This is a genomic window from Enterobacter sp. E1, from assembly GCF_016809815.1.
Lineage (GTDB): Bacteria > Pseudomonadota > Gammaproteobacteria > Enterobacterales > Enterobacteriaceae > Enterobacter > Enterobacter adelaidei.
The window spans coordinates 296,213-316,948 of record NZ_JAFBJM010000003.1; the positions used below are offsets into that span (position 1 = coordinate 296,213).

General features: G+C 50.1%; 24 protein-coding genes. 14 read left to right on the plus strand and 10 right to left on the minus strand.

Going from position 1 to position 20,736, the window contains the following annotated elements; all coding sequences use genetic code 11:
* Positions 1-9: 9 nt before the first annotated feature.
* From JGF26_RS10490 to JGF26_RS10535, 10 genes are all read left to right on the plus strand, one after another.
* The gene (locus JGF26_RS10490) at positions 10-819 is read left to right on the plus strand and encodes a winged helix-turn-helix domain-containing protein (RefSeq protein WP_134707906.1); all 810 of its coding nucleotides are present in this window, start codon (positions 10-12) and stop codon (positions 817-819) included.
* Positions 820-827: 8 nt separating this feature from the next.
* Positions 828-1,109: a hypothetical protein gene (locus JGF26_RS10495; protein ID WP_134707905.1), complete on the plus strand. Its 282-nt coding sequence runs from the start codon at positions 828-830 to the stop codon at positions 1,107-1,109.
* A gap of 122 nt (positions 1,110-1,231) precedes the next feature.
* The gene (locus JGF26_RS22395; protein WP_238934189.1) at positions 1,232-1,618 is read left to right on the plus strand and encodes a hypothetical protein; all 387 of its coding nucleotides are present in this window, start codon (positions 1,232-1,234) and stop codon (positions 1,616-1,618) included.
* Positions 1,611-1,955 (plus strand): hypothetical protein, encoded by a 345-nt coding sequence (locus JGF26_RS10505; protein ID WP_134707904.1) that lies wholly within the window; start codon positions 1,611-1,613, stop codon positions 1,953-1,955. The genes JGF26_RS22395 and JGF26_RS10505 overlap by 8 nt, the downstream gene beginning before the upstream one ends.
* Positions 1,956-2,639: 684 nt before the next feature.
* Positions 2,640-2,867, plus strand: a complete 228-nt coding sequence (locus JGF26_RS10510; RefSeq protein WP_134707903.1) for a hypothetical protein — start codon at positions 2,640-2,642, stop codon at positions 2,865-2,867.
* 3 nt (positions 2,868-2,870) lie between these two features.
* Positions 2,871-3,248 carry a hypothetical protein gene (locus JGF26_RS10515; RefSeq protein WP_134707902.1) on the plus strand — a complete coding sequence of 126 codons (378 nt, stop codon included), beginning with the start codon at positions 2,871-2,873 and terminating at the stop codon, positions 3,246-3,248.
* Between the two features lie 18 nt (positions 3,249-3,266).
* Positions 3,267-4,304 carry a major capsid protein gene (locus tag JGF26_RS10520; protein WP_134707901.1) on the plus strand — a complete coding sequence of 346 codons (1,038 nt, stop codon included), beginning with the start codon at positions 3,267-3,269 and terminating at the stop codon, positions 4,302-4,304.
* 134 nt (positions 4,305-4,438) lie between these two features.
* Entirely contained in the window at positions 4,439-4,636 is a 198-nt protein-coding gene (locus tag JGF26_RS10525) for a hypothetical protein (protein ID WP_134707900.1), read from the plus strand.
* A complete protein-coding gene (locus JGF26_RS10530) occupies positions 4,629-6,494 on the plus strand; it encodes a hypothetical protein (RefSeq protein ID WP_134707899.1) in 1,866 nt (621 codons plus the stop codon). The genes JGF26_RS10525 and JGF26_RS10530 overlap by 8 nt, the downstream gene beginning before the upstream one ends.
* A 65-nt stretch (positions 6,495-6,559) precedes the next feature.
* Positions 6,560-7,018 (plus strand): hypothetical protein, encoded by a 459-nt coding sequence (locus tag JGF26_RS10535; protein ID WP_134707898.1) that lies wholly within the window; start codon positions 6,560-6,562, stop codon positions 7,016-7,018.
* Between the two features lie 23 nt (positions 7,019-7,041).
* Here JGF26_RS10535 and JGF26_RS10540 read toward each other — a convergent pair whose 3' ends face one another.
* The 7 genes from JGF26_RS10540 to JGF26_RS10570 form a co-directional block, all read right to left on the minus strand.
* On the minus strand, positions 7,042-7,293 hold the full coding sequence (locus JGF26_RS10540; protein WP_071603011.1) for a hypothetical protein: 252 nt from the start codon (positions 7,291-7,293) through the stop codon (positions 7,042-7,044).
* 178 nt (positions 7,294-7,471) lie between these two features.
* Positions 7,472-8,695: a tyrosine-type recombinase/integrase gene (locus tag JGF26_RS10545; RefSeq protein ID WP_134707897.1), complete on the minus strand. Its 1,224-nt coding sequence runs from the start codon at positions 8,693-8,695 to the stop codon at positions 7,472-7,474.
* Positions 8,696-9,462: 767 nt separating this feature from the next.
* A complete protein-coding gene (locus JGF26_RS10550; RefSeq protein ID WP_134707895.1) occupies positions 9,463-10,533 on the minus strand; it encodes an ABC transporter ATP-binding protein in 1,071 nt (356 codons plus the stop codon).
* Entirely contained in the window at positions 10,526-12,295 is a 1,770-nt protein-coding gene (locus JGF26_RS10555) for an iron ABC transporter permease (RefSeq protein ID WP_028016942.1), read from the minus strand. The genes JGF26_RS10550 and JGF26_RS10555 overlap by 8 nt, the downstream gene beginning before the upstream one ends.
* An 80-nt stretch (positions 12,296-12,375) precedes the next feature.
* Entirely contained in the window at positions 12,376-13,464 is a 1,089-nt protein-coding gene (locus JGF26_RS10560; protein WP_028016941.1) for an ABC transporter substrate-binding protein, read from the minus strand.
* A gap of 168 nt (positions 13,465-13,632) precedes the next feature.
* Entirely contained in the window at positions 13,633-14,328 is a 696-nt protein-coding gene (locus JGF26_RS10565) for a response regulator (protein ID WP_134707894.1), read from the minus strand.
* Positions 14,312-15,952, minus strand: coding sequence for a sensor histidine kinase (locus JGF26_RS10570; RefSeq protein WP_134707893.1), 1,641 nt, complete (start codon positions 15,950-15,952; stop codon positions 14,312-14,314). Before JGF26_RS10570 ends, JGF26_RS10565 begins: the two co-directional genes overlap by 17 nt.
* Before the next feature lie 178 nt (positions 15,953-16,130).
* Here JGF26_RS10570 and yjdI point away from each other — a divergent pair, with 178 nt between their 5' ends.
* Positions 16,131-16,361 (plus strand): 4Fe-4S mono-cluster protein YjdI, encoded by a 231-nt coding sequence (yjdI, locus tag JGF26_RS10575; protein ID WP_008499689.1) that lies wholly within the window; start codon positions 16,131-16,133, stop codon positions 16,359-16,361.
* Between the two features lie 10 nt (positions 16,362-16,371).
* Positions 16,372-16,644, plus strand: a complete 273-nt coding sequence (locus JGF26_RS10580) for a GNAT family N-acetyltransferase (RefSeq protein WP_028016938.1) — start codon at positions 16,372-16,374, stop codon at positions 16,642-16,644.
* Between the two features lie 26 nt (positions 16,645-16,670).
* On the opposite strand, the gene JGF26_RS10585 is transcribed toward JGF26_RS10580, so the two are convergent.
* On the minus strand, positions 16,671-17,282 hold the full coding sequence (locus JGF26_RS10585) for a LysE family translocator (RefSeq protein ID WP_128347297.1): 612 nt from the start codon (positions 17,280-17,282) through the stop codon (positions 16,671-16,673).
* Between the two features lie 116 nt (positions 17,283-17,398).
* Here JGF26_RS10585 and JGF26_RS10590 point away from each other — a divergent pair, with 116 nt between their 5' ends.
* The gene (locus JGF26_RS10590; protein ID WP_028016936.1) at positions 17,399-17,869 is read left to right on the plus strand and encodes an Lrp/AsnC family transcriptional regulator; all 471 of its coding nucleotides are present in this window, start codon (positions 17,399-17,401) and stop codon (positions 17,867-17,869) included.
* Between the two features lie 36 nt (positions 17,870-17,905).
* Here the strand turns inward: JGF26_RS10590 and JGF26_RS10595 are convergent, their stop codons facing one another.
* Positions 17,906-19,135, minus strand: coding sequence for an amino acid permease (locus JGF26_RS10595; protein ID WP_028016935.1), 1,230 nt, complete (start codon positions 19,133-19,135; stop codon positions 17,906-17,908).
* A 119-nt stretch (positions 19,136-19,254) separates the two neighbouring features.
* Entirely contained in the window at positions 19,255-19,716 is a 462-nt protein-coding gene (locus JGF26_RS10600) for a multidrug/biocide efflux PACE transporter (protein WP_028016934.1), read from the minus strand.
* A gap of 105 nt (positions 19,717-19,821) precedes the next feature.
* Here JGF26_RS10600 and JGF26_RS10605 point away from each other — a divergent pair, with 105 nt between their 5' ends.
* The gene (locus JGF26_RS10605; RefSeq protein WP_134707892.1) at positions 19,822-20,688 is read left to right on the plus strand and encodes a LysR family transcriptional regulator; all 867 of its coding nucleotides are present in this window, start codon (positions 19,822-19,824) and stop codon (positions 20,686-20,688) included.
* Positions 20,689-20,736 lie beyond the last annotated feature (48 nt).

A 20,736-nucleotide genomic window follows, 5' to 3' on the forward strand; every position in this document is an offset into this window, starting at 1 on the left:
CACCCTAACATGACCGACATTATAAACGGAGAAATTTACAGATACTTTGGTACAGAAGAAGCATTATCCGAAGCAAGCCACATAACCAACCTTAAAACAGGTGAGCGTGTGGAACTCTCTAACGATGCAAAATTATTATACTCGCGTATGCGCAAGCGTTATCAATTCTTTACCACGTCAAGCAGTGGCGGGAATAAAGGGATCTACCATGACAACGTAGAAGAATTGGCAGCAAGTGCCAACATCTCGAAGAGTACAACGCTAAGATGTTTGAAGGTGTTAAAACAAGTTGGTTTAGTGGTTACCACGCTGTCAGGCCGATCTAATCAATGGACTGTAGTCAACATTACACCAGATTCTTTCTTGCTTGAGCGTAACGCAGGGACGCCAAAAAATCCTGTCTGGGTGGATTGTCTAAAACATCCAGTGTTTGGCAGTACCAAAGACGACACGCCGCCAGAACAGCAACTAACGTCAGCAGCCGATCCGATGTGCGAGTTTGACGAAACACCGGAAGAGGAAGCGCCAGCGCCGGAAAAAGTGAAGCCAACACCTAAGCTCACGAAGAAATCAGCAGCAAGAAAAGCACCAGCCAAACAGCAAACCGTTTCCCCATTCGAGTTTAAAAAGCCACGAGATGAAAGCCGGGATTGGTGGTATTTGGAACGCTACAACGATGCAGATCAGTTTACCGGATTTAATGACTTTGATTTGCCTTATCTGGCGATGTTTGACAGCCAGGGAACATTAATCAATGAATACGCCATTCAACACTTGAGAATGAAGCGTGATTCATACGCACGACAACAACAAACCTAAGAGGAACAATGACCAATCTTTACCTATTGAACGAGTGTTCAAACCATCAAATCGAATGTAACACCACCTGCCAACGTCTTTATTATCACCTCGCATCTCTTAAACGTGAAAGCGGAGCTATTCGAGCAACAGTTAAACACATTGCTGATGGTGTCGGAATAAGCGAAAGCGGGGCGCGGTATTGGATGTTATTAATGCACGATGCCGCAGTTATTACTATGGAACGTCACGGCAAGTATTACGACATTACCGTTAATGATGCGGTGAGTTTTATCACTACACCTAACTGATAAGCAACACTAACAAACAATCGGGAAACTTTTATGATCATCGCTATCTATTGGCTATTTGCATTTTACGCAGTATGGACATTAACGAGAAAACAAGGGAGTTTCCCCTATACGAGGAATGAATGGGAAAAAGAGAACGCAGTAACATTGTCAGAATTGAAAAGGCTGCAAGAGCTAATAAACAAAAGTTCACCACCACATTAAAAGATTATGCACGAGAATCTATTCCAGGAGAATGGAATACCGAAATAATAGAACACCCTCCAACAGTGCCAACTGGATCAGAGTTTGAACTATTGCAGGATGTTCTATCGTCATCGGACAGTGTTTATTACAAGCCACGCCGCCGCCGTGAATACCGTGTTGATTCATCCAATCTCAAAAAATGGCAACTATTTGCAGAAAACTATGCTGATTGGGTCGGGTATTCACAAACTAACGGCTTATCACATCACACTCAAGATTTAGATTTTTTATTCCAGGACGAAAAGGAAAACAATAATGATTAATACATACAGCACCATTGAAACTATGATTCTGAGCTTTGAAGATAACTGGCATTTGCCGACCTTATCTTTAGTTAATCAGGCGCATCTATCAGGAACGCGCTCCGCTCTTCTGGAAGCTGTGAAACACACGGATCAGGCAATCATAGCGCTTGAGCATCTGCAAACGTCTGTAGCGCGTTTGGTGGAGCGTGAAGGGAGCACCATCACCCCGGAAGAGGCCTGGCGCGTGGCTAACGACCTCGAAGAGTTTTCACTGTCATTACAATGGTTCACCGCCGAACTTGCGGATCTGGCAATCGACATTGCCGAAGAATACGCAGTATGTGAAATTGAATAATTATTCATTTTCTATGCATAATGTGCTTGACAAGTGCATAACTATTGTGTTACTATGTAAGTAAGGGTTGAGTTTCGAATCACTTCACCTTCGTATGTCAATACGCACTCCAGAAAATGCCGTTTCCCATAGGCGGCGCTCTCTCCCTGCAATGTCTTTCCGTAAAGAATGGGTATGTTCTTTAGCTACGGTTGTTTTCTTCTTTGTAGTTCCGAAGGGTAGCGCGGACGTTATTATTTTTTGTCGGGTAATAACGAACAATCCCCGCGCTTTTCCTTTCTTTACGGAAAAGCATTGTGCTTTTTACTCATTCACTCCGTTAGGGTGAATTTTGTCAGACTTAATTACCTTGAATCATAAGGTTCAGGAATTACGTTAAGCTGGTGAATCTTCTATTAATAGCACTCCCGAAAGTGTCGAATAGATAATGAAAGCCTCATTTATTCCAGGGCGCTGCAACACGCTTTTAAATGAGGAGCATGGTGGGGGAACCTTTCTTCTGTTATTCGTAACAGTTGCCCCCTTCATTTTTAAAGCCTTCTCAAGAATGTATTCTTAACCTCATTCCTCCTTAATAATGACGTTAACAATGCTTTCTAACAAGGGCATTCTCTCTTGGCGACTTCGGTCGCCTTTCTTACGCTCAAATCGTAACGAAATAGTTAATACAACGAAGGAAATAAAATGTTTATTATGAGTTATGACCGTGTGATCACTCACAAAGGCGCTTCTCTTATTCTTTCTAAAAATCTGATGAAACAAGCGGCTAATGTATTAGGCGTAAGTGTCGATGAAATTCGACAAGCTACAGAAGCATTCTGGCCTAATCCAACGATTAATAAATCAAATAAGAATCCTCACCCGTCATCAGGGCTTGAGGAACGATTAAAACTATTAGCAAAAGGAAAATAACTAATGCAATTTGGAACATTCACACCGTCGAACGGTGATAACGCTTTTTCACGTTATAAAGTGGTGGCTTACGCCTCTGATGCAATTATGCAAGATAAGCTAATTAAAACAGCTACAGGAATCCCTGATTCCCTTATTGTTGGCGATCTTGTTGACGCTACAGGCGCGAAAGCTGCCGCCCTTAGTGGCATTGCGTATGTTGTCGTAGAACCTGCAAGCGCTGGAGATAAGGCGTTTATTGTAGCTTCTCCAGAACATACTATTTTAGCCCTGGTTGGTATTGAATTTGGAAGCCTGGATAAATCCCTTGCTCAAGCACAATTAGCAACTCTTGGCTTTACTTTTACTGACTACTCTACTGTAGCTCTACGCACAACCTAATTAAGGATAATAACAAGAATGGCTTATTCAGATTTATTTTCTGGGAACATGTACGATTTTTCCAGCCCGTTTAATTTCTCTACTCAGCTAAACCAGATTGTAACCAATCTTGGGTTGTTCAAAATTGAGAATCACGACGTTAACTCTATTGCACTTGAGAAAATCACTGATGTGAAAAATCTCGTTGCACCAGAAAAGATGCCTTATGCCCAAAGCGATTGGAACAGTGCAGAACGTCCAGAATTTACGAACGCCCTTTACCAGCTTAAATACACAAACTCCCTTAATAGCGTTACATCTCGTGACCTGGAACAGTATAAAGCGCGTGGCACGATTGACACTGCTGATCAAATTACTCTCGCTATTAATGATTTCAGCGATGCACAGTATTCACAGGTGAGTAATACAGTAGAAACTGATCTCGTAGAAGCGCTGTTAGGGCTTCGTGTTAATTCTCAATTCGCCGGACAGGGCGATCTTGATTTCCTTGCTGGCGGTAGCAAAACCACATACACGATGGACATTAGTGCAGGTGCTAACGTATTCCAGCAACTTAGCGAGATCGGGCGCATCCAGAATGTGAAACTTGGTTCAGGACTTGCACAGGCCAAACAGGGCGCGGTGATTCTGGCTTCTGGCAAAGCAGCCGTAGCGCTACGCTATCACCCATCAGTGAAAGATTTCATGGTGTATACGTTGCCGCTGGAATCTGGCGATAACTTCTACACCCGCACTAAAGGTGCAAACCCTGCTTTCGAAACCTGGACACTAAACGGCGTAACCGTGATCGACGTGACGGGCTACTCCCTAATCACTGACAAAATCGGTGTAGACGGATTTGTTAGCATTCCTGTTATGTCTGAACAGTCTAATGCCTACGTGCTTCATAGCGGTGTTGGTGTTCGTCATGCGACACAAGGCAAAGGCGCGGAATTGTATCACCAGTATGTGATCGTAGATCAGCGTTGGGGCTTCCCGGAAGTGGCTACAGAGTGTAGTTATTTGCCGATTGTAAACATCCCTCAAGCGATCATTTTCGGTACTGTCTCAGAATAATGAGCGATAGACGTTAGCTCTTCACGTCTGGAAATAACAGAAGAGCTTTTAATCAGGGGGCGTAGGGAACTGGAACACGCAAAGCAAATGCGCCAGCCCTTGCCCCTTTTTTATTTCCAGAACGAGGAAAGATTATGCAAGTGATTTTAAAAAGCGCTGGTGTGCATCTACAAGTGAATGCCGATACAGCAGAAGAATTATTAAATCTGGCGGGAGTGTGTCGAGTGCTTGAAATAGATCACGGTCATCTTCGCCAGCTATTACACCGTGGGCGTAGTGTATCTGATGCACTCAATTATCTGGTAAGTAAAAAAGGCGGTAGCGATGCTTGAGATTAATACAAGTAAGATTGTTAACACTGTTACTTTCACCGTAGATAAAAGCAGTATTGCCGAAGCGAAAAAGGCGGCTACAGACCTTCAAAAACACTTTGAGAAACTCGCTAACCCTAAGATTCGTTTTCAGGTTCAGAAGCAACGTAGACAGAAAGCGCGTGAACAAATAGCGGATTCAAAATCCGCCATTCCTAAAACGCCTAATGACGTGAAGCAACAGCGCATTGCAGGGAAAGCGGCGAAAGCGCAAGGCAGGGAAGCGGCTAAGATAGCCAAACGTAATGAGACAGCCGATCTCAAGTTTCGTAGCGCTAACCTTCAAATGAAAGGCATTGCTGGGAAATACGGTATTGATCCGGCGAAGCAATACCAGTTTGCAAAGTTTGCGCGTGAGCAGACAGAGCTATTCCGTAATGGTCAGATCAGCAGTCAGAAGATGAACTATGAGCTACGCGAACGCATAGCGCTTATGCGCCGTGAGGCTGCGTTACAAGCTAAAGTGACGGCATCCACTCAGGCACAAGCGGCAGCGCTGAAACACGTCAAACGTACGGACTACCCAGGGGCGGCAAAGGGTATCAAAGAGAAGGGACTGAATCTGATAGGCGGTGGTGCTGGCTTTATTGGCGCAACGGCGGCTTTAGCTGGCGGCGCTGGCATCCTGTCCCGTATCCGTGACAAAGGGAATGAAAACCTTGATCTGGTGAGAAAATCAGCACTGGTTAAGGCTAATCCGAACGCCGTAAAAGCGCTGGTAGCTTACGGTCAGCAACATGGTATAGACAGCGCGTCCGTAGACAAAATCACTGATAATTTCAAAGATGTGCGCGAGCGCCTGGGCGAGTCGGTGACAAATTCCACTTTCGATCAGAAGTCTGGCAAATGGAAAGGCGGCAACGGTGCGGTAGACAACGTTATGAATGAGTTCGGCTGGAACAAAGAGCAGATCGCTAAGTATCAGGATAATCCGTTAGATTTCATTCAGGCAACAGTAAACGAAGGTCAGCGCCGTGGCATGTCTCAAGCGTCCATCGGGCATTTGATCGAGGATTACGGGGATGACCTTGCGCACTATACCGATGCTTTCCTGAATAACGGTGCAGAGTATAACAAGATGCTGAAAAGCCTTGTTGATAGTGGTCAGACGTTGAACGACGAGCAGATCAAGCAAACTTACGCTTACGGCGATCTGTCTGTGGCTATGGGTAATTTGATGAATGGCGTTGATAACAGTTTATTCACTGGCTTTATGAAAGGATTCGCTGATGGTGGTAATGACCTCGTGAAGAACACCAAAGTGATAACTGAATCTGCTGAAATGCTCGGAGAGGGGTTAGGCGACTTAGCTAAACAAGTGACTGGCTTTGTTGGTGAGATTTCCGGCGTAGTGTCAGATCTGAATGCAGGGATTCGCTCTCGTTTTCCTCAATGGTTCACTGATAGCGATAAGCCAGCGGCCCAGGCCCTCTACGATGGTGCTGTGGGTGGCTCTGCGAATGCTACAGCGGATTGGATTAAGGATAAGACGGGCTTTGATACCCGCTCAGTGGGGCCAGCGATCATGGATTGGTTGGGCGTTGGTGGTGATAATGCAGGACTAGCAGCCAGCCAATACAGCCTGTCTGGTGATTCTCTGCGTGATAGTGCTATGTCATTAAACAGCGGTAACGCGCCAGCGTACAATCTTGCACCAGTGTTTAACCTCACGGTAGCGCCGGAAGTGCCGCTAACCATCCAGAGTGACACCTCACGTCTTGCGGATTATGTCGATTTCCAGGCTAAAGCAAGCCAGGCAAGTTTCACGCAATCTCTGACATTACAAATGTTATCAGGCCAATCTTCCACAGGCGGCTAAATTATGTTACTGAATGGAGGTTATGCTAAAATGTCGATGCTCAATTTAAATTGAAGGAATCTAATTTGAACTTTGATGATTTATCTTCTGATGAACTTGATCAGCATGTCATGGAACGCCTCGTATTTGAAGAAGAAGAGTTGTCGCCTATTTTGAAAGGGCATTTATTTATTGAGAAAGTTCTGGAGACGTTAATTTCAAGGAATCTTGTTGAGCCAAAGGCATTTTTTAAATCATCCCGCTCTTATGACTTAAAGGTAGATTTGGCCTTTGCTATGGGCTTACTCAATAATAAATACTATTCTGCATTCAAAGCGATCAACAAAGTTAGAAATAACTATGCGCATAAGCATGATTACAAAGTTACTCTTGACGAATTAAATGCTTTTAAATTTGATTGGGAAGACATTCAAAATAAAGCATTTGCTGTAGCGTGTGAGAAAAGTATTGGCGAGGGTGCAAGTATTGCCACAATTTTTTTATGTTGGAAAGCAATACATCTTCTCGACAAAGAAGAAGATTAACAAAGGGGCTTGCGCCCCTTTTTTCATTTACGCCCTTTGTTGGATTGAGCCAGAACAGAGGCGGCAAGTTCTTTAGTCAATTCACTTGAGCGAGGGTTGTTAAGGGCAGCAGATGCTTTATGTTCCATTGCACCGCTTGTTTGGTTCGAAGAACCTTTTTGAGACAGTGCTGAACCAGCAAGGCTCTTTTGGATTCCAGATGCGTTAGGGTTGTTCAAGGTTTGTGCTGCTACTGATGCGACTTTACTTGATGTTTGCTTTGAGTTATTAGCCATTCTCAACACCTATTCAGGAAGTGAATTGTTGCACATGTTGTATCTTGTTTATGAATCAACACAACATGTAGTGTTAATGGTAATTCTCACCGCTTCGCTTTGCAACGATGAAAACCCAGTTTACTGGTTAAATTCACAGTTGGTAAAGTGTGCGGTATTTTATGCTGGTGAAGTGGCTTTATTTACGCTCTTTACAGTTGATAAAACTGGTTGTGTTGGTCGGTATTTGTTCATAACCCACCATCTCAACGTACCCCGATAACTCTTCCATGCTCGCTCCCTGGGAATAGGTGCGGAATGCTTCGGTTTTCGCTTTCTGTTCAGTGTGTCCGGTGATACTGCCGATTCTGGTTTCCTGCACTCCAGCACGGTCTAAGCAGGTGATGAACATCCCGCGCAAGCTGTGGAAACATTGACGGTCTGTAGCGGTAGGCAAAACCTTGTCACGCAGCCTTGTGAAGTTTTGGGAGTAGTACGGCCCTTTCTTACCATCCTTCCTGTTTATCTTGTTAGCGTGTGGGAATAGGTATTCGCCGTAACCGTGTCTCAGGTATTCATCGACAATCACAGAAAGTCGGGAGTGAATCGGCACATGCCTGATCCCCGCTTTCGTCTTTGACTTCGAGATGTAGAAACACCGTACACCTTCCACCGTCTGGATCTCTGATTTCTTTAGGCTTGCCAGTTCATCAAGGCGGCATCCTGAATACAGGCCCATAATGATGATGTTCCTGATCTCCGGCTCTGCTGCATCAAGTAGCTTTTGCATCTGGTCAGGCTCAAATGGTTCATAGCTAACAATGCTGGCTCGTGCTTCGAGGTTGTGACCGTGAAATGGGTTATCTGGTGTTATGTCGTCGTAACTCCTCCGCGCATACTCGTACAGACTTCCCAGGCATGTTAGCCAGTTCTGAACGGTTTGAGGGGCTTTCTTGTCCTGCTGGTTGATGAACATTGCCACTTGTGAGCGTCTGATCTCTGTGATCTGAATGTCTGCACGGTCAAGCGAAGTAAGAAACACCTCTACGGCACGAGCTGATTTAGCGAGAGTGGAGAATGAACGCTTTTCACGGTACTTGTCAGCGTATTGATCGCGGATAGCGGTTAACGTTGGCACTGTCTGGAGTGGGGCGCGTAGCGTGGTTTGCTTATGCAATCCGGCTATGGCGTTTTGTATGCGCCGTTCCTCCGTGTTTGGGGAATACTGTTCCTTAAGTGTCTTCCACTCGATGAGCATGTGATTACGGAAGTGTTTAGCGGCGTTAAGGTCTTTGGTTCCCGTCGATTTCCGGTACAGGCGTTTCCCGCCGAAAATGTGCCGCATGTACACCGGAATGAAGATCTGAAACATCCAGACCCCTTCCGAAGTTGGATAAAGATAAGATTGGCCCTTGATAGACATGAGAATGATCCTCTAAAATCTCCGCTATCAACTACCAATGTTGAGATCTTTCGCGGCTCTTGGGCTTCTCTGTTCGATTCCCTTCGCCCGCTCCAGTTTCAACTCTTCAGACGTCTTCCAAACTCAATTTTCATTCGATAAAACAGCGATTACAGTCTTTTAAGAGTCTCTTACATATGGAATATTTCCGCTCTGAAATATTTCTCGATTAAAGATCCTGACTATCACCATCCTTTCCTTCCTGATAATAATCATCCAAATAACAACATCATGAAATTACCGGACAACTACCTTTGTGAGATCCGACTTTCCTATTTAGAGCACATCACGTGCACACTGTTCGAATCGAGATCTATCTACAGGGATGGTGCCCGGCGGTCGTCCGAAAGTGAAAGGCCGGAAAGATCATGACTGTCTGCCTGCGGAAGAAGGAGGTCCTGAGCAGAGATAACCTGTGTAACACAGACATCAGATTCCCATTCGTCTTCGGCATACTAATGGCCATATTTGATCATGCAGTCATCCTTTGCCGGCAGCCTCATAAAGGCAACACAGGAGGCCTTATGGAACAACACAACGTTGTACCGTTCCTCCTGATCCGCCTCTCTGAATTTTCGACGTGCGTTCGTTCTGCAGGTTTTCATACGAGCTGGTGAGATTAATGGTGATATCGGAATACTTAGCGCGGAACTTATCCCGACGGCGCAACAGCCAAGACACATACACAAACAGAAAAGGCCGCATCCCGCAGCCTTTTCTTTTTCCATTCACCCTTTCGGGAACACCCAAACATGCTTCTCAGGCAGCGAAAGATGGCAGTGCTGCGGGTCGCGAACCTCATGCCCATACGCGCGGATTACAAAATCATCCCCCGCCGTGCGGAACAGGTACTCCCAGCGGTCGCCAAGATACATGCTGGTGAGCAGCGGCAGCTCAAGCTGATTTTCCCCAGGTCCCTCGACCACCGCCACGCGCTCGACGCGGATCACCGCCGTGGCTTCATCACCGCTTTGCACCCCTTCGCCCGCCTGGCCCCACAGCACCCAGCCTTTCCCCTCGATGCGCGCTTTGCCGTCGCGTACTTCGGTGACCTTGCCGTGCAGGCGGTTGTTACTGCCCATAAACTCGGCGGTAAACAGCGTTTTCGGCGAGCCATACATCTCCTGCGGCGTGCCCTGTTGCTCAATTTTACCGTTGTTGAGCAGCAGGATGCGGTCAGAAATGGACATTGCTTCATTCTGGTCGTGCGTCACCATCAGTGCCGATAACCCGAGCTTGATAATCAGCTCGCGCAAGAACACGCGGGCCTCTTCACGCAGCTTGGCGTCGAGGTTAGAAAGCGGCTCGTCCAGCAAAATCACCGGCGGGTTGTACACCAGCGCGCGGCCAATCGCCACGCGCTGCTGCTGTCCGCCGGAGAGCTGGTGCGGGTGACGTTTGCCAAGATGCCCCAGACCAAGCTGATCCAGCACATCCTGCACGCGCTGCTGGATCTCTTTGGCCGGGACTTTACGCAGTTTGAGCGGGTAAGCCACGTTTTCAAAAACGGTTTTGTGCGGCCACAGGGCATATGACTGGAACACCAGCCCCAGGTTACGCTCTTCCGCAGGGACCTCACTGCGCGGCGTGCCGTCGTAAACTTTGTTTTTGCCAATAATAATCGAACCCTGGGTGGGTTTCTCCAGGCCCGCTACTGCACGAAGCAGGGTGGTTTTGCCGCTGCCGGAAGGGCCTAACAGGGAGACCACTTCGCCGCGCTTGAGGTTCATGGAGACACCATTTAAAACAGGATTGTCGCCGTAGGTTAAGTGCAGATCGTCAACCGCTAATTCAATCATGTATTTTGACTCCGAAACGAAGGGCAATGCCCAGACCTACCACGACCAGCAGGATGTTAATGAAAGAGAGCGCCGCCACGATATCAATGGCACCCGCAGCCCAGAGGGAAACCAGCATCGAGCCGATGGTTTCCGTGCCGGGCGAAAGCAGGTACACACCCGTTGAGTATTCGCGTTCAAAGATCAGGAACATCAGCAGCCACGAACCAATAAGACCGTAGCGGGAAAGCGGAATGGTAACGTGACGGGTGATCTGGCCACGCGTTGCCCCGGTGCTGCGCGCCGCTTCTTCAAGCTCCGGCCCCACCTGCAGCAGCGTGGAAGAGATGAGCCTCAGCCCGTAAGCCATCCACACCACGGTATAGGCCAGCCAGACGCTGAAAATGGTGCTGCGCAGCGAACGCAGCCAGACGATGACGTTTTCGCGCATCCAGTCCGTCCAGGCAAACCCGGAAAGCCAGCCGGATTTCAGCGCGTTATCCAGCCACATCGGCAGGAACAGGAACACCCACAGGAATGCCAGACCCGCCAGCAGGCCAGGCACGGCGCGCGGTACCAGCACGCTGTAGTCCAGGAAACGCGTGGTGTTGTCCGGTTTACGGTGCATGGCAATGCCGACAAACAGGTAGCAGACCACCGCCAGCGCGCCGCCAATCACGCCAATCGCCATGGAGTTGACGATGGCGCGCAGCAGGTTGGGCTGCGCCCAGATGGTGCGGAAGGTGTTCAGAGAGAGCTCATCCCACAGCGAAACACCCACGCCCCAGTTGGAGATAAACGCGCGCAATACCACGCCGAGCAGCGGAACGCCGATGGTGACGGTGAGCCAGAAGGCAATCACCGCGCCAGCAACCCAGCGCCATTTACCCAGCGGTAACGCACGGGCCTGAGAGGCTTTTCCCTTCATGGTGACGAAGCGGTTGGCGGTGCGCATCAGGCGACGCTGGAGCATCACCAGCGGGATGGTGATGCAGATCAGCACCACCGCAACCGCCGCCATCAGGTTATAGGATGGGGTACCCATCTTGTTCGTCAGCTTATAGAGATAGGTCGCCAGCACCATGTTGCCTTCCGGGTCGCCGAGGACCAGCATCAGGCCGAACACTTCCAGCCCCAGGAAGAACAGCAGCACGGTGGCGTACAGAATGGAAGGGCGCACCATCGGCAGGCTAACGGAGGTCATCACCTGCCAGGGCGACGCCCCCGCGGTGCGCGCGGCCTCTTCCACATCGGAACCCACGCTGCGCAGCGCTGACGAGATATACAGATAGGCATGCGGGACGTGCGTCAGACCGGCGATGACCACAATGCTCGACATGTCGTAGATATTCCACGGCACAAAGCCAATCAGCGCCTCAGCCCACTGGGAGAGAAAGCCTACCGGACCCGCGGCCACCACGTAGCCGAAGCCCAGTACCATCGGTGAAACGAAAATCGGGACCAGGATCAGCGGCTCAATCAGCCGGCGACCGGGCAGGTCGGTACGCACCATCAGAAACGCCAGCACGCCGCCCAACGGAATAGAGATAAAGACCAGCCCGAAAGCAAGAATAAAACCACTTTTCAGGGCTTTATAAAAATCAGGGTCGGTGAAAATAAACTCAAATGATTCAAAGCTCCACTCTTTTGACGGCGAAAAGAACGGGGCGGACAGGAAGCTCTGTATCACGATAAACGACAGCGGCGTGTAGATAACCAGGGCGGTTATCAGCACGACGATGCCTCGCGGCAGGCTTTGCCACTTTCTGCGTAATGTATTCATGGGGTATCCCTGGTGTTGCAGCCCAGAAAAACGAACTCAGTCGATAAGGGAGCGCGGCGGCCTGCGCCGCGCTCAGACGCTTATTTGCCGGCGGCGGTACGCCACTCTTTGATGTACTCCAGGCGTTTTTTCGGCTGCAGGTATTCCAGCAGCGTTTCATCAACCGGGATCGGCTTCAGCGCGTTGCCGAGGATTTTGGTCAGGCCGTCGATATCATTTTTCCCTTCGATATCGTTACGAATGGACGGAATGTCAGCCTGGTTTGCCAGAATGTTTTGCCCTTGTTCAGACAGCACATAGTCCAGCCACAGTTTTGCCGCATTGCTGTTTTGCGATTGCTGGCTGATGAACGACACGCGCGACAGCACCAGGGTGTAATCTTTTGGATAGGAGATGCCGAGCGACGGATCGTTCTTCGCACGTGCTTCCGCATAAGATCCGAGGATATTAAAGCCGATCAGGTTTTCACCGGAGGAGACGCGCTCCATCATGGTACCGGTAGAGGACTGTACCGATAAACCACCTTTGGCAACGTCTGCCAGGGTTTTGAAGTAATTAGGATCGGCGTTGTGATCCTGGACTGAAAGCATAAAGCCCAGACCCGATTTTTCGATGTCGTAGGTGGTGACTTTGCCCTTGAATTTGTCCGTCTGGCTGGCAATCAGCTTCGCCAGCGCGGTGTGAGAGTCCGGCACGTCGCCGGCCGGGATCAGACGCTTGTTGTAGATAAAGACCACCGGCTCATAGGTGGTGCCGTATGCCTTATCTTTCCAGACTGCCCATTTCGGCAGCTGGCTCTGCTCCGGAGATTTGTACTCCATGGCGTAGTCGGTGGCGAGCTTCAGACCGGTGTCCATGGATGAGCTCCAGACCACGTCGCCGCTCACACCACCTGAGGCCTGTTCGCTGATGAAACGGTTGTACAGCTCGGTGCTGTTCATGTCGTTGTATTCAACTTTGATGCCCGGGTAGGTTTTTTCGAAGCCCTGGATCAGCGGCCCGGCAGCTTTGATGTCGGTGGTGGAGTAGATAACAACCTTGCCCTCTTTCGTTGCGGCATCAACAACTTTTTGATACTCAGCAGGATAGCCCTGCGGCAGGGCAGACAGTGCAGAAGCAGAGAATAGTACAGTAGCGGTAAGCAGAGAAATTCGGAACGTGTTCGACATTATAGTTAACCTTTTAGTTACATTTGAGGAACTAATTGTCAACATAGCGCAGTGGGCTCCACCCACAATAGGGTGAAGCGGGCAATGATTCCGAAGTGTGATTGTTGCCGTCGTTTCAGCAATTAACACCATAAAATCCGCGAACGTTAGCCTGTGAACGGTTTCGGATTACGGTTTATCGGCGGCTTTGCGGTACAACCTTCGCGGATGACCAATATTGCCATACAGCATTTCGATGCTGATTAACCCGCTCTCCACGCAGTATTCAAGATAGCGACGCCCCGTGGTTTTACTGATCCCGACGTTCTCCACTACCTCTTCCACCGACATCGCCCTGTCGGGATTGTCGGCGAAAAATTGTTTCATCCGTTCCAGCGTTTGGGGCTCAATCCCTTTCGTTGACGGTGTAACGGACGATTCCGCGGCAGGCAGGTTAAACAGGCGATCCAGCGCATGCTGGTCGACCACCTTCACCTGCTGCACGGTATGGATGAAGCGCATAAACCGCTCAAGAGAGGCGTGCAGACGCTGGAAAAAGACGGGCTTAATCAGATAGTCGAACGCACCGCTGCGCATGGCATGGCTGCAGGTTTGCATATCGCTGGCGGCGGTGATGAAGATCACCGAGCATTCGTAGCTTTTTAGCAGTGGGTTGTCGATTAACTCCACGCCTTTACCGTCCGGAAGATAGTTATCCAGCAAAATTAGCCGCGGCTGATGCTGACGAATCAGGCTACAGGCCTGCTCAATGGACGCGGCGATGCCCACCACGCGCAAAAGGAAATTTTGCTCGATATACTCGCGATGCAGCTCCGCCAGGTGCGGTTCATCTTCAACTATCACAACATCAAGTGGTCGGGTCATGCTGTTGCCCATTCGGAATAAACACAGAAAAAATAGTGCCCTGTGGCGTGTTGTCGGCAATCTCAATACTGCCGCCAGCCTTATCGATATATCCTGCCACCAGAAACAGACCAATACCGTGCTCGGTGCCGACAATGTCGTTCTCACTGTCTGGTTTACTGCTGAACCCCTGGCGGAAGATATGCGGCTTCATCGTATCATCCACCCCACAGCCACGGTCAGCCACCTCTATCAATAACTCCTGATTGCGGTCAGAAATGTAGAGCTCAACAGGTGCAGGCACCGGCGCTTTCAGGGTTGCATCCACGGCGTTATCCAGCAGATTACCAATAATGGACATCAGCTCCGTTTCATTGAGGGTGGCTGGCATGCGGGTGAGCTGACAGGCGGGATCAAACAGCAGTTCAATGCCTTTTTCGCGTGCGCTGACATATTTTCCTAACAGTAGCCCACACAACGCCGGAGAAACAAAACGGGCAGAGACAAAGTCCAGCACGCGCTGCGCCCCTTCTGACTGCACCTGGATGTAACGGATTGCCTCATCATAGTGTTTCATCTGCAGCAACCCCACCAGCGTGGCGGTCCAGTTCAGCTGTTCGTGGCGCATAATGCGCAGGTTATCCGCATAGCGTTTGATCTGACTGAGCTGGCTGCTAAGCGTGTTAATGTCGTTTTTGTCGCGAAAGCTATATACCCAACCACTCTCGACACCCGGTTCAACCTCGATCGCCACGCGGTTAACGATCACCTCTCGCTGATTAAGCACCGCAATCTGGTCGTGGTTGCCGCTGCTCACCGAAGCGTAGCGCTGAGACAGGAATCCCGGGGAGGTTTGCAGAACATCTTTCAGCGGTTTGCCGATAAGGTCTTTCTCACTTTGCCGAATATCCAGCATCTCTCGTGCCGCACGGTTAATGAGAATCAACTGCTTCTCTTTATTAATGGCGAATATCCCTTCATACATGGCTTCCAGCAACGCTCTTTGCTGCAAAACCAGTTGAGCAATATCCTTTGGTTCAAGCCGGAACATCTGCTTTTTAAGATTGCGGGTAAACAGCCATGAGAAAATAAACAGCAGCAGCAGAAGACCTGCACCGTACAACCCGGATTGCCAGAGAATGCGGGCATTAATATTGGCGATATATGAGGTCAGATAGCCGACGGAGACAATGCCAATCACCTGGTGCTGCGCGTTAAAGATGGGGGCTTTGCTGCGCAGTGAAACCCCGATTCCGCCCCGGCGCACGGAAATAATGGTTTTGCCTTTTAACACCTCGGCATTATCCCCACCGATCATCGGTAAATTAATCCGCTCCGGGGATTCAGAATGATAAAGGTGCTGTTCCTGGGGATCGCCAATCACAATATAGCTGGCATCGCTTTCGGCACGCAGCGGCTGAATTAACCGGGCAATGCCGGGGATATCTCGGGCCGCAACCATTGCCGCCAGACCCGGCATCAGCGCGATCTGACTGGCCTGAACCCTGGCGCGCTGTCCAAGATCGTGATGGAGCTGTCGGTCAATAAAATGAAACAGGATCGTTCCCAGCAGAACTAACAGCAGGCAGGAGAAGCACACCAGCGCTAAAAAAAGCTTTACCTGAAAAGAGAGTCTGCGTTTCATTCAACCTGCGGTAAACATTTAAAAGTGAGACATTTGCGGAGCCTGACATGCACATCAGGGGCGCGCAATCCGGCATGAAAAGAGTTGTGACCTGGATTTTCGTTTTCGGTGTAATAGCCATCGGGATCGCGTAAGGCTATGCTTCATTTCATACCAGAATAATTACAGAGGCAATGTCATGGATAAAGAACTACTGGATGCAGGTTACCGGGCCTATACCGGCGAGAAAATTGATGTTTACTTCAATACCGGGATCTGTAAACACTCAGGTAACTGCGTACGCGGAAGCGCTAAGCTGTTTAACCTGAAACGTAAACCGTGGATCATTCCCGATGAAGTGGACGTTGAAACGGTTGTACGTGTGATTGATACCTGCCCGAGCGGTGCGTTGAAGTATCGCCAAAAATAAGCGAGGAACCATGGATATTCTGGAAGGCCATAACAAGTTTTACGTGAACGATGCTCACGGAAATCAGGTCGCGGAGATTGTTTTCGTACCGACCGGCGAGCACCTGAGCATTATTGAGCACACCGACGTCGATCCGAGCCTGAAAGGGCAGGGCGTTGGCAAACAGCTGGTGGCGAAAGTGGTGGAGAAGATGCGCGGTGAGAACCGTAAAATTATTCCGCTGTGCCCGTTTGCTAAACATGAGTTTGATAATACGCGGGAATATGACGATATTCGGGCGTAAGTAACACCGGCGATGGCCGGTGTTTTTTATCTTACCTGCTCAAACAGCAATACCATCGCTATCAGCACCATCAACCCTCCCGATGCTCTGCTCACCAGACGCGCCGCCTGTGGCCGGGTCGCCAGCACGGCTTTCGAGCCATACCCCACCAGCAGGTAGACCAGCGTACAGGTGATAAGATGCATCATCCCAAGCGCAGACATCTGCATCGCTATCGACCAACTTCCGGTTGGGTCTGTAAATTGCGGAAGCAGGGCCAGGAACAGCAAAAAAACTTTCGGGTTTAGGCCGCTAATACAGAGTCCTTTCACCGCCCACTGTGTCCAGTTTCCCGTATGGCGGGTGTCCTTTTCCGGTGCGGCTGGGTGACGCAATAACGTTATGCCAAGCCACAGGAGATACAGGGCTCCCGCCACGGTCAGCCCGGCTAACGCCAGTGGATGTTGAGCAATTAAAACGCCCACGCCCGCAACCACTATCATCGTAGCCAGCAGATGGCCGGACATCAGCCCCATCACAGCCGGGACCACGCGTCGACCGTTAATCCCGGCGCTAATGGCATAGGCCCAGTCCGCCCCCGGCGTCATGATAAGCAGAAAAGAAACCACCCAAAAGCCGGCCACAATACTCATTTCCATCGTCCTGAAGCCCCCCCGCAGTGCGTCAAACGTTGAGAAAAAGAATATCGCTAACCCTGCGAAATAGGCTTTCAATGTTATGCTCATAACACGGTAAAACTGAGAAAATCTTCCACATGGATAGCATTGATAGAAAAATTCTTGCGGAGCTGCAATCTGACGGTCGTTTATCACTTACGGAGCTGGCAGAGCGGGTGAATCTGAGCCTCTCGCCGTGCCATCGTCGCGTGCGGGCGCTGGAGCAAAGCGGAGCCATAACGGGATACCGCGCCAGCCTCGATCCCGCCAAAATGGGATTTAACTTCCTGGCGATAGTATTTGCGACGCTTAAAGAGGGTGACAGAAAAGCGGTTAGCGCCTTTGAAGATGCGGTGGAAGAGATACCGCAAATCGTGCTGGCACAGCGTTTATTTGGCGATCCCGATTATTTGATGCACGTTGTGACGCGTGACCTGTCTGCATTTCAAAAACTCTATGACGAGAAACTCTCAGCGATGCCGGGCGTGCAGCATCTTCGCTCGACGCTTGTCATGAAAACGGTCGTTCAGGACAGGCCTTTTCCGCTGGATACGACAGGACGAGACTGAATGGCGTGCCCGGCAGAGCGACGGGCACGAAAGGGATTAGCCGACAAACATCACCGACACGCACAGCACGCCGACGATCAGCGTCAGCAGGTTGCCAATGGAACGGTACTGTTTCAGGGACGGGATCAGATACGTCGACAGCGTCGGCATGATAAACAGGATCATGGCGATAAGCGGACCGCTGATGGCATAAATCATCGAAATGGCATTCGGGTTAATGCAGCAGACCGCAAAGGTGATTAACGACACCCCGATAATGGAAACTGCACGGTTAAAGGCGCGGCTCTTTTTCACGCCCACCTGATTCAGCGACGACTTCACGATCTCCGTTGCCCCTTCAATCACGCCAAAATAGGTGCCGAGGAACGATTTCGACATCGCAATAATCGCCACGATAATCCCGGAAATACCCAGCCATGCCGGAGAGGAAGGCATCATCGACAGCGCGGACAGGATCGTAACCCCTTGCTCTTTGGCGGTCACAATATAAGACGGTGGAATAGAGAGCAGGCAGCTGAAGACAAAGAACAGCACGCTCAGGCAGATAATGAGGTACGCCACCTTCATGATTTTCTTGCATTTATCCATAGCACCGTCAGCAAACTTCTCACGACGGTCAACGGCAAACGTTGAGATAATCGGGGTATGGCTGAAAGCAAAAACCATCACCGGAATCGAAATCCATACCTGATGCAGGGTATGTTGATCAAATGCCATCTGACTGGTGAGCAGCGACGGCTGCCAGCTTCCCGTCAGATACAGCGAGACAAACAGGAAATAGGCAATCAACGGAAACACCAGGAAGCCCATCACTTTTATCGTGATATGTCGTCCCATCAGGAAGATCAGATTAAGAACCAGTACCACCCCCAGGCTGACCAGTACGCGAACTGCGGTATCCACCGTCAGGTGTTTTGCCAGTTGCTCCGTGAGCGAGTTGGTGATGGCCACCGCATAAATCTGCACCACCACAAAGAAGGCGATGAAATAGAGCGTGGTGATCAGGTTGCCAATCTTCCTGCCGTAATAGTGCGATACGGCGCCGGTGATCCCTTCATTGCCTTTGGTTTTCGACGACAGGATAAATTGTGCCAGCGCTCGGTGCGGCCAGTAGGTTAACGGATAAGCCACAAGGGCGGTAATAAACAGGACGATAGCGCCTGCGGAGCCCAGCTGAATGGGCAAGAATAGCGTTCCTGCGCCCACGGCCGTGCCGTAGAGAGCGAAACTCCAGAGAGTCTCATCTTTTGACCAAATTTTCGACATTAGAGCAACGTATCAACTATCAAACCATCGGAATGGAGTGCAATTTACCATAGTTATGCGTAGAGAGCGCAGTTGCTTCGACGGAGTTTGGCCGGACCAGTCGTCCGGCCAGGGGGGAGTTAGCCTGCCAGGGCGCGTCTTTGCTGACGACGCTTAATGAATTTTTCACGTAACGTGTCATATGCCCAGTTGTAGAACATGGTGTACGGCAGGAAGAACAGGAAGAAACCTATTTCCAGCGTGAATGCCTCTAGCAGGGTGACGCCCAGCACGGCGGCGACAATCGACAGGCCGATCACGATGAACCCGCATTCGAACCCCAGGGCATGCAGCGCACGGACTTTTGCCGTACGTTTGACGCGCTGAACTGGCCAGAAACGGTCGAAGCCGAAGTTATAAATAATGTTCCACAGCATGGCGGTGGTGGCCAGAATAATGGTTAACCCGCCCATCTCAACCACGGAACGCTGCATGAGCCACGCCGCCGTAGGGGCGAGGATCGCCGTGGCAATCCCTTCAAAACAGACAGCATGAAAGATCCGCTCCGGCAGTTTACGTTGGAGTGCATCCTGATGTTGCATAGTCATAGACCTCGTTAATTCGCCAGTATGGGCGTTGATGGGGCCTATTTTTATCGCTAAAGCTGATATATTAAAGATGGTATCCATCGTAAAAGTAGATAGACCATGCGCTATTCCCCCGAAGCCCTTACTGCGTTTGTTGAAACCGTCGCGGCGGGTTCTTTTTCTGCTGCCGCACGCCGGTTGCGTAAAAGCCAGTCGACGATCAGCACGTCCATTGCCAATCTTGAAGCCGATCTGGGTTTCGAGCTTTTTGACCGCTCGGCGCGCCAGCCGGCGTTGACGGCTCAAGGGGAGCAGGTGCTGGGCTATGTGCAGGCTATCCTCGCCGCCAGCACGCGGCTTGATGAGCTGGCAGTATCATTAACGGCACAAACGGAGGCGCGTCTGACATTTGTCCTTTCCGATACCCTTAATCCGGATGTGCTGGAAGATCTCATGAACCAGTTTGACCGGCGCTTTCCTCATACGGAATTCGAATGCCTGATTGGCGAAGAAGAGGACGTCATCGATCTGCTGCAAAAGGAGCGAGCGCAGATTGGCCTGACGGAAGCGCGGGACAGTTACCCTACGGATATCGGCTTCACACGGCTGCCGATGCAGACCCGCATGGCAATATATGTTGCGACCACGCATCCTCTGACCGGTCAACCTGAAATTCAGGCCGACGAACTGCACGGCTGGCGAGAGTTGCGGCTCAGCACCTATCTTGAGCGCGAGGCGGCGCTCGCGCGCGGGCCCGTCTGGTCAGCGCCGAATTACCTGTTACTCTTGAGTATGGCAGTACAGGGATTTGGCTGGTGCGTGTTGCCGTGCGCACTGGTGGATGAATTTGCCGCCGCGAAATCGTTGGTACAGCTAAATGTCCCCGGCTGGCCGCGGGCGACAGGGATCGATCTGCTATGGAATAAACGATCCCCACCAGGTATTGCCGGAAGCTGGCTGCGGCAGTATCTGCAGGATGCGCGCTGATCCTTGTGATTAAACTCACTATTTTTAAACAATTAAGATAATTGCCAG

Bases quoted from the DNA above. Each gene is read 5' to 3' on its own strand.
- JGF26_RS10490 (WP_134707906.1), top strand. From the start codon at position 10: ATGACCGACATTATAAACGGAGAAATTTACAGATACTTTGGTACAGAA.
- JGF26_RS10515 (WP_134707902.1), top strand. From the start codon at position 2,871: ATGCAATTTGGAACATTCACACCGTCGAACGGTGATAACGCTTTTTCA.
- JGF26_RS10605 (WP_134707892.1), top strand. From the start codon at position 19,822: ATGCGCTATTCCCCCGAAGCCCTTACTGCGTTTGTTGAAACCGTCGCG.
- yjdI (WP_008499689.1), top strand. From the start codon at position 16,131: ATGGATAAAGAACTACTGGATGCAGGTTACCGGGCCTATACCGGCGAG.
- JGF26_RS10530 (WP_134707899.1), top strand. From the start codon at position 4,629: ATGCTTGAGATTAATACAAGTAAGATTGTTAACACTGTTACTTTCACC.
- JGF26_RS10590 (WP_028016936.1), top strand. From the start codon at position 17,399: ATGGATAGCATTGATAGAAAAATTCTTGCGGAGCTGCAATCTGACGGT.
- JGF26_RS10600 (WP_028016934.1), bottom strand. From the start codon at position 19,716: ATGCAACATCAGGATGCACTCCAACGTAAACTGCCGGAGCGGATCTTT.
- JGF26_RS10555 (WP_028016942.1), bottom strand. From the start codon at position 12,295: ATGAATACATTACGCAGAAAGTGGCAAAGCCTGCCGCGAGGCATCGTC.
- JGF26_RS10570 (WP_134707893.1), bottom strand. From the start codon at position 15,952: ATGAAACGCAGACTCTCTTTTCAGGTAAAGCTTTTTTTAGCGCTGGTG.
- JGF26_RS10495 (WP_134707905.1), top strand. From the start codon at position 828: ATGACCAATCTTTACCTATTGAACGAGTGTTCAAACCATCAAATCGAA.
- JGF26_RS10545 (WP_134707897.1), bottom strand. From the start codon at position 8,695: ATGTCTATCAAGGGCCAATCTTATCTTTATCCAACTTCGGAAGGGGTC.
- JGF26_RS10560 (WP_028016941.1), bottom strand. From the start codon at position 13,464: ATGTCGAACACGTTCCGAATTTCTCTGCTTACCGCTACTGTACTATTC.
- JGF26_RS10595 (WP_028016935.1), bottom strand. From the start codon at position 19,135: ATGTCGAAAATTTGGTCAAAAGATGAGACTCTCTGGAGTTTCGCTCTC.
- JGF26_RS10550 (WP_134707895.1), bottom strand. From the start codon at position 10,533: ATGATTGAATTAGCGGTTGACGATCTGCACTTAACCTACGGCGACAAT.
- JGF26_RS10520 (WP_134707901.1), top strand. From the start codon at position 3,267: ATGGCTTATTCAGATTTATTTTCTGGGAACATGTACGATTTTTCCAGC.
- JGF26_RS10510 (WP_134707903.1), top strand. From the start codon at position 2,640: ATGTTTATTATGAGTTATGACCGTGTGATCACTCACAAAGGCGCTTCT.
- JGF26_RS10525 (WP_134707900.1), top strand. From the start codon at position 4,439: ATGCAAGTGATTTTAAAAAGCGCTGGTGTGCATCTACAAGTGAATGCC.
- JGF26_RS22395 (WP_238934189.1), top strand. From the start codon at position 1,232: ATGGGAAAAAGAGAACGCAGTAACATTGTCAGAATTGAAAAGGCTGCA.
- JGF26_RS10580 (WP_028016938.1), top strand. From the start codon at position 16,372: ATGGATATTCTGGAAGGCCATAACAAGTTTTACGTGAACGATGCTCAC.
- JGF26_RS10585 (WP_128347297.1), bottom strand. From the start codon at position 17,282: ATGGAAATGAGTATTGTGGCCGGCTTTTGGGTGGTTTCTTTTCTGCTT.
- JGF26_RS10565 (WP_134707894.1), bottom strand. From the start codon at position 14,328: ATGACCCGACCACTTGATGTTGTGATAGTTGAAGATGAACCGCACCTG.
- JGF26_RS10540 (WP_071603011.1), bottom strand. From the start codon at position 7,293: ATGGCTAATAACTCAAAGCAAACATCAAGTAAAGTCGCATCAGTAGCA.
- JGF26_RS10505 (WP_134707904.1), top strand. From the start codon at position 1,611: ATGATTAATACATACAGCACCATTGAAACTATGATTCTGAGCTTTGAA.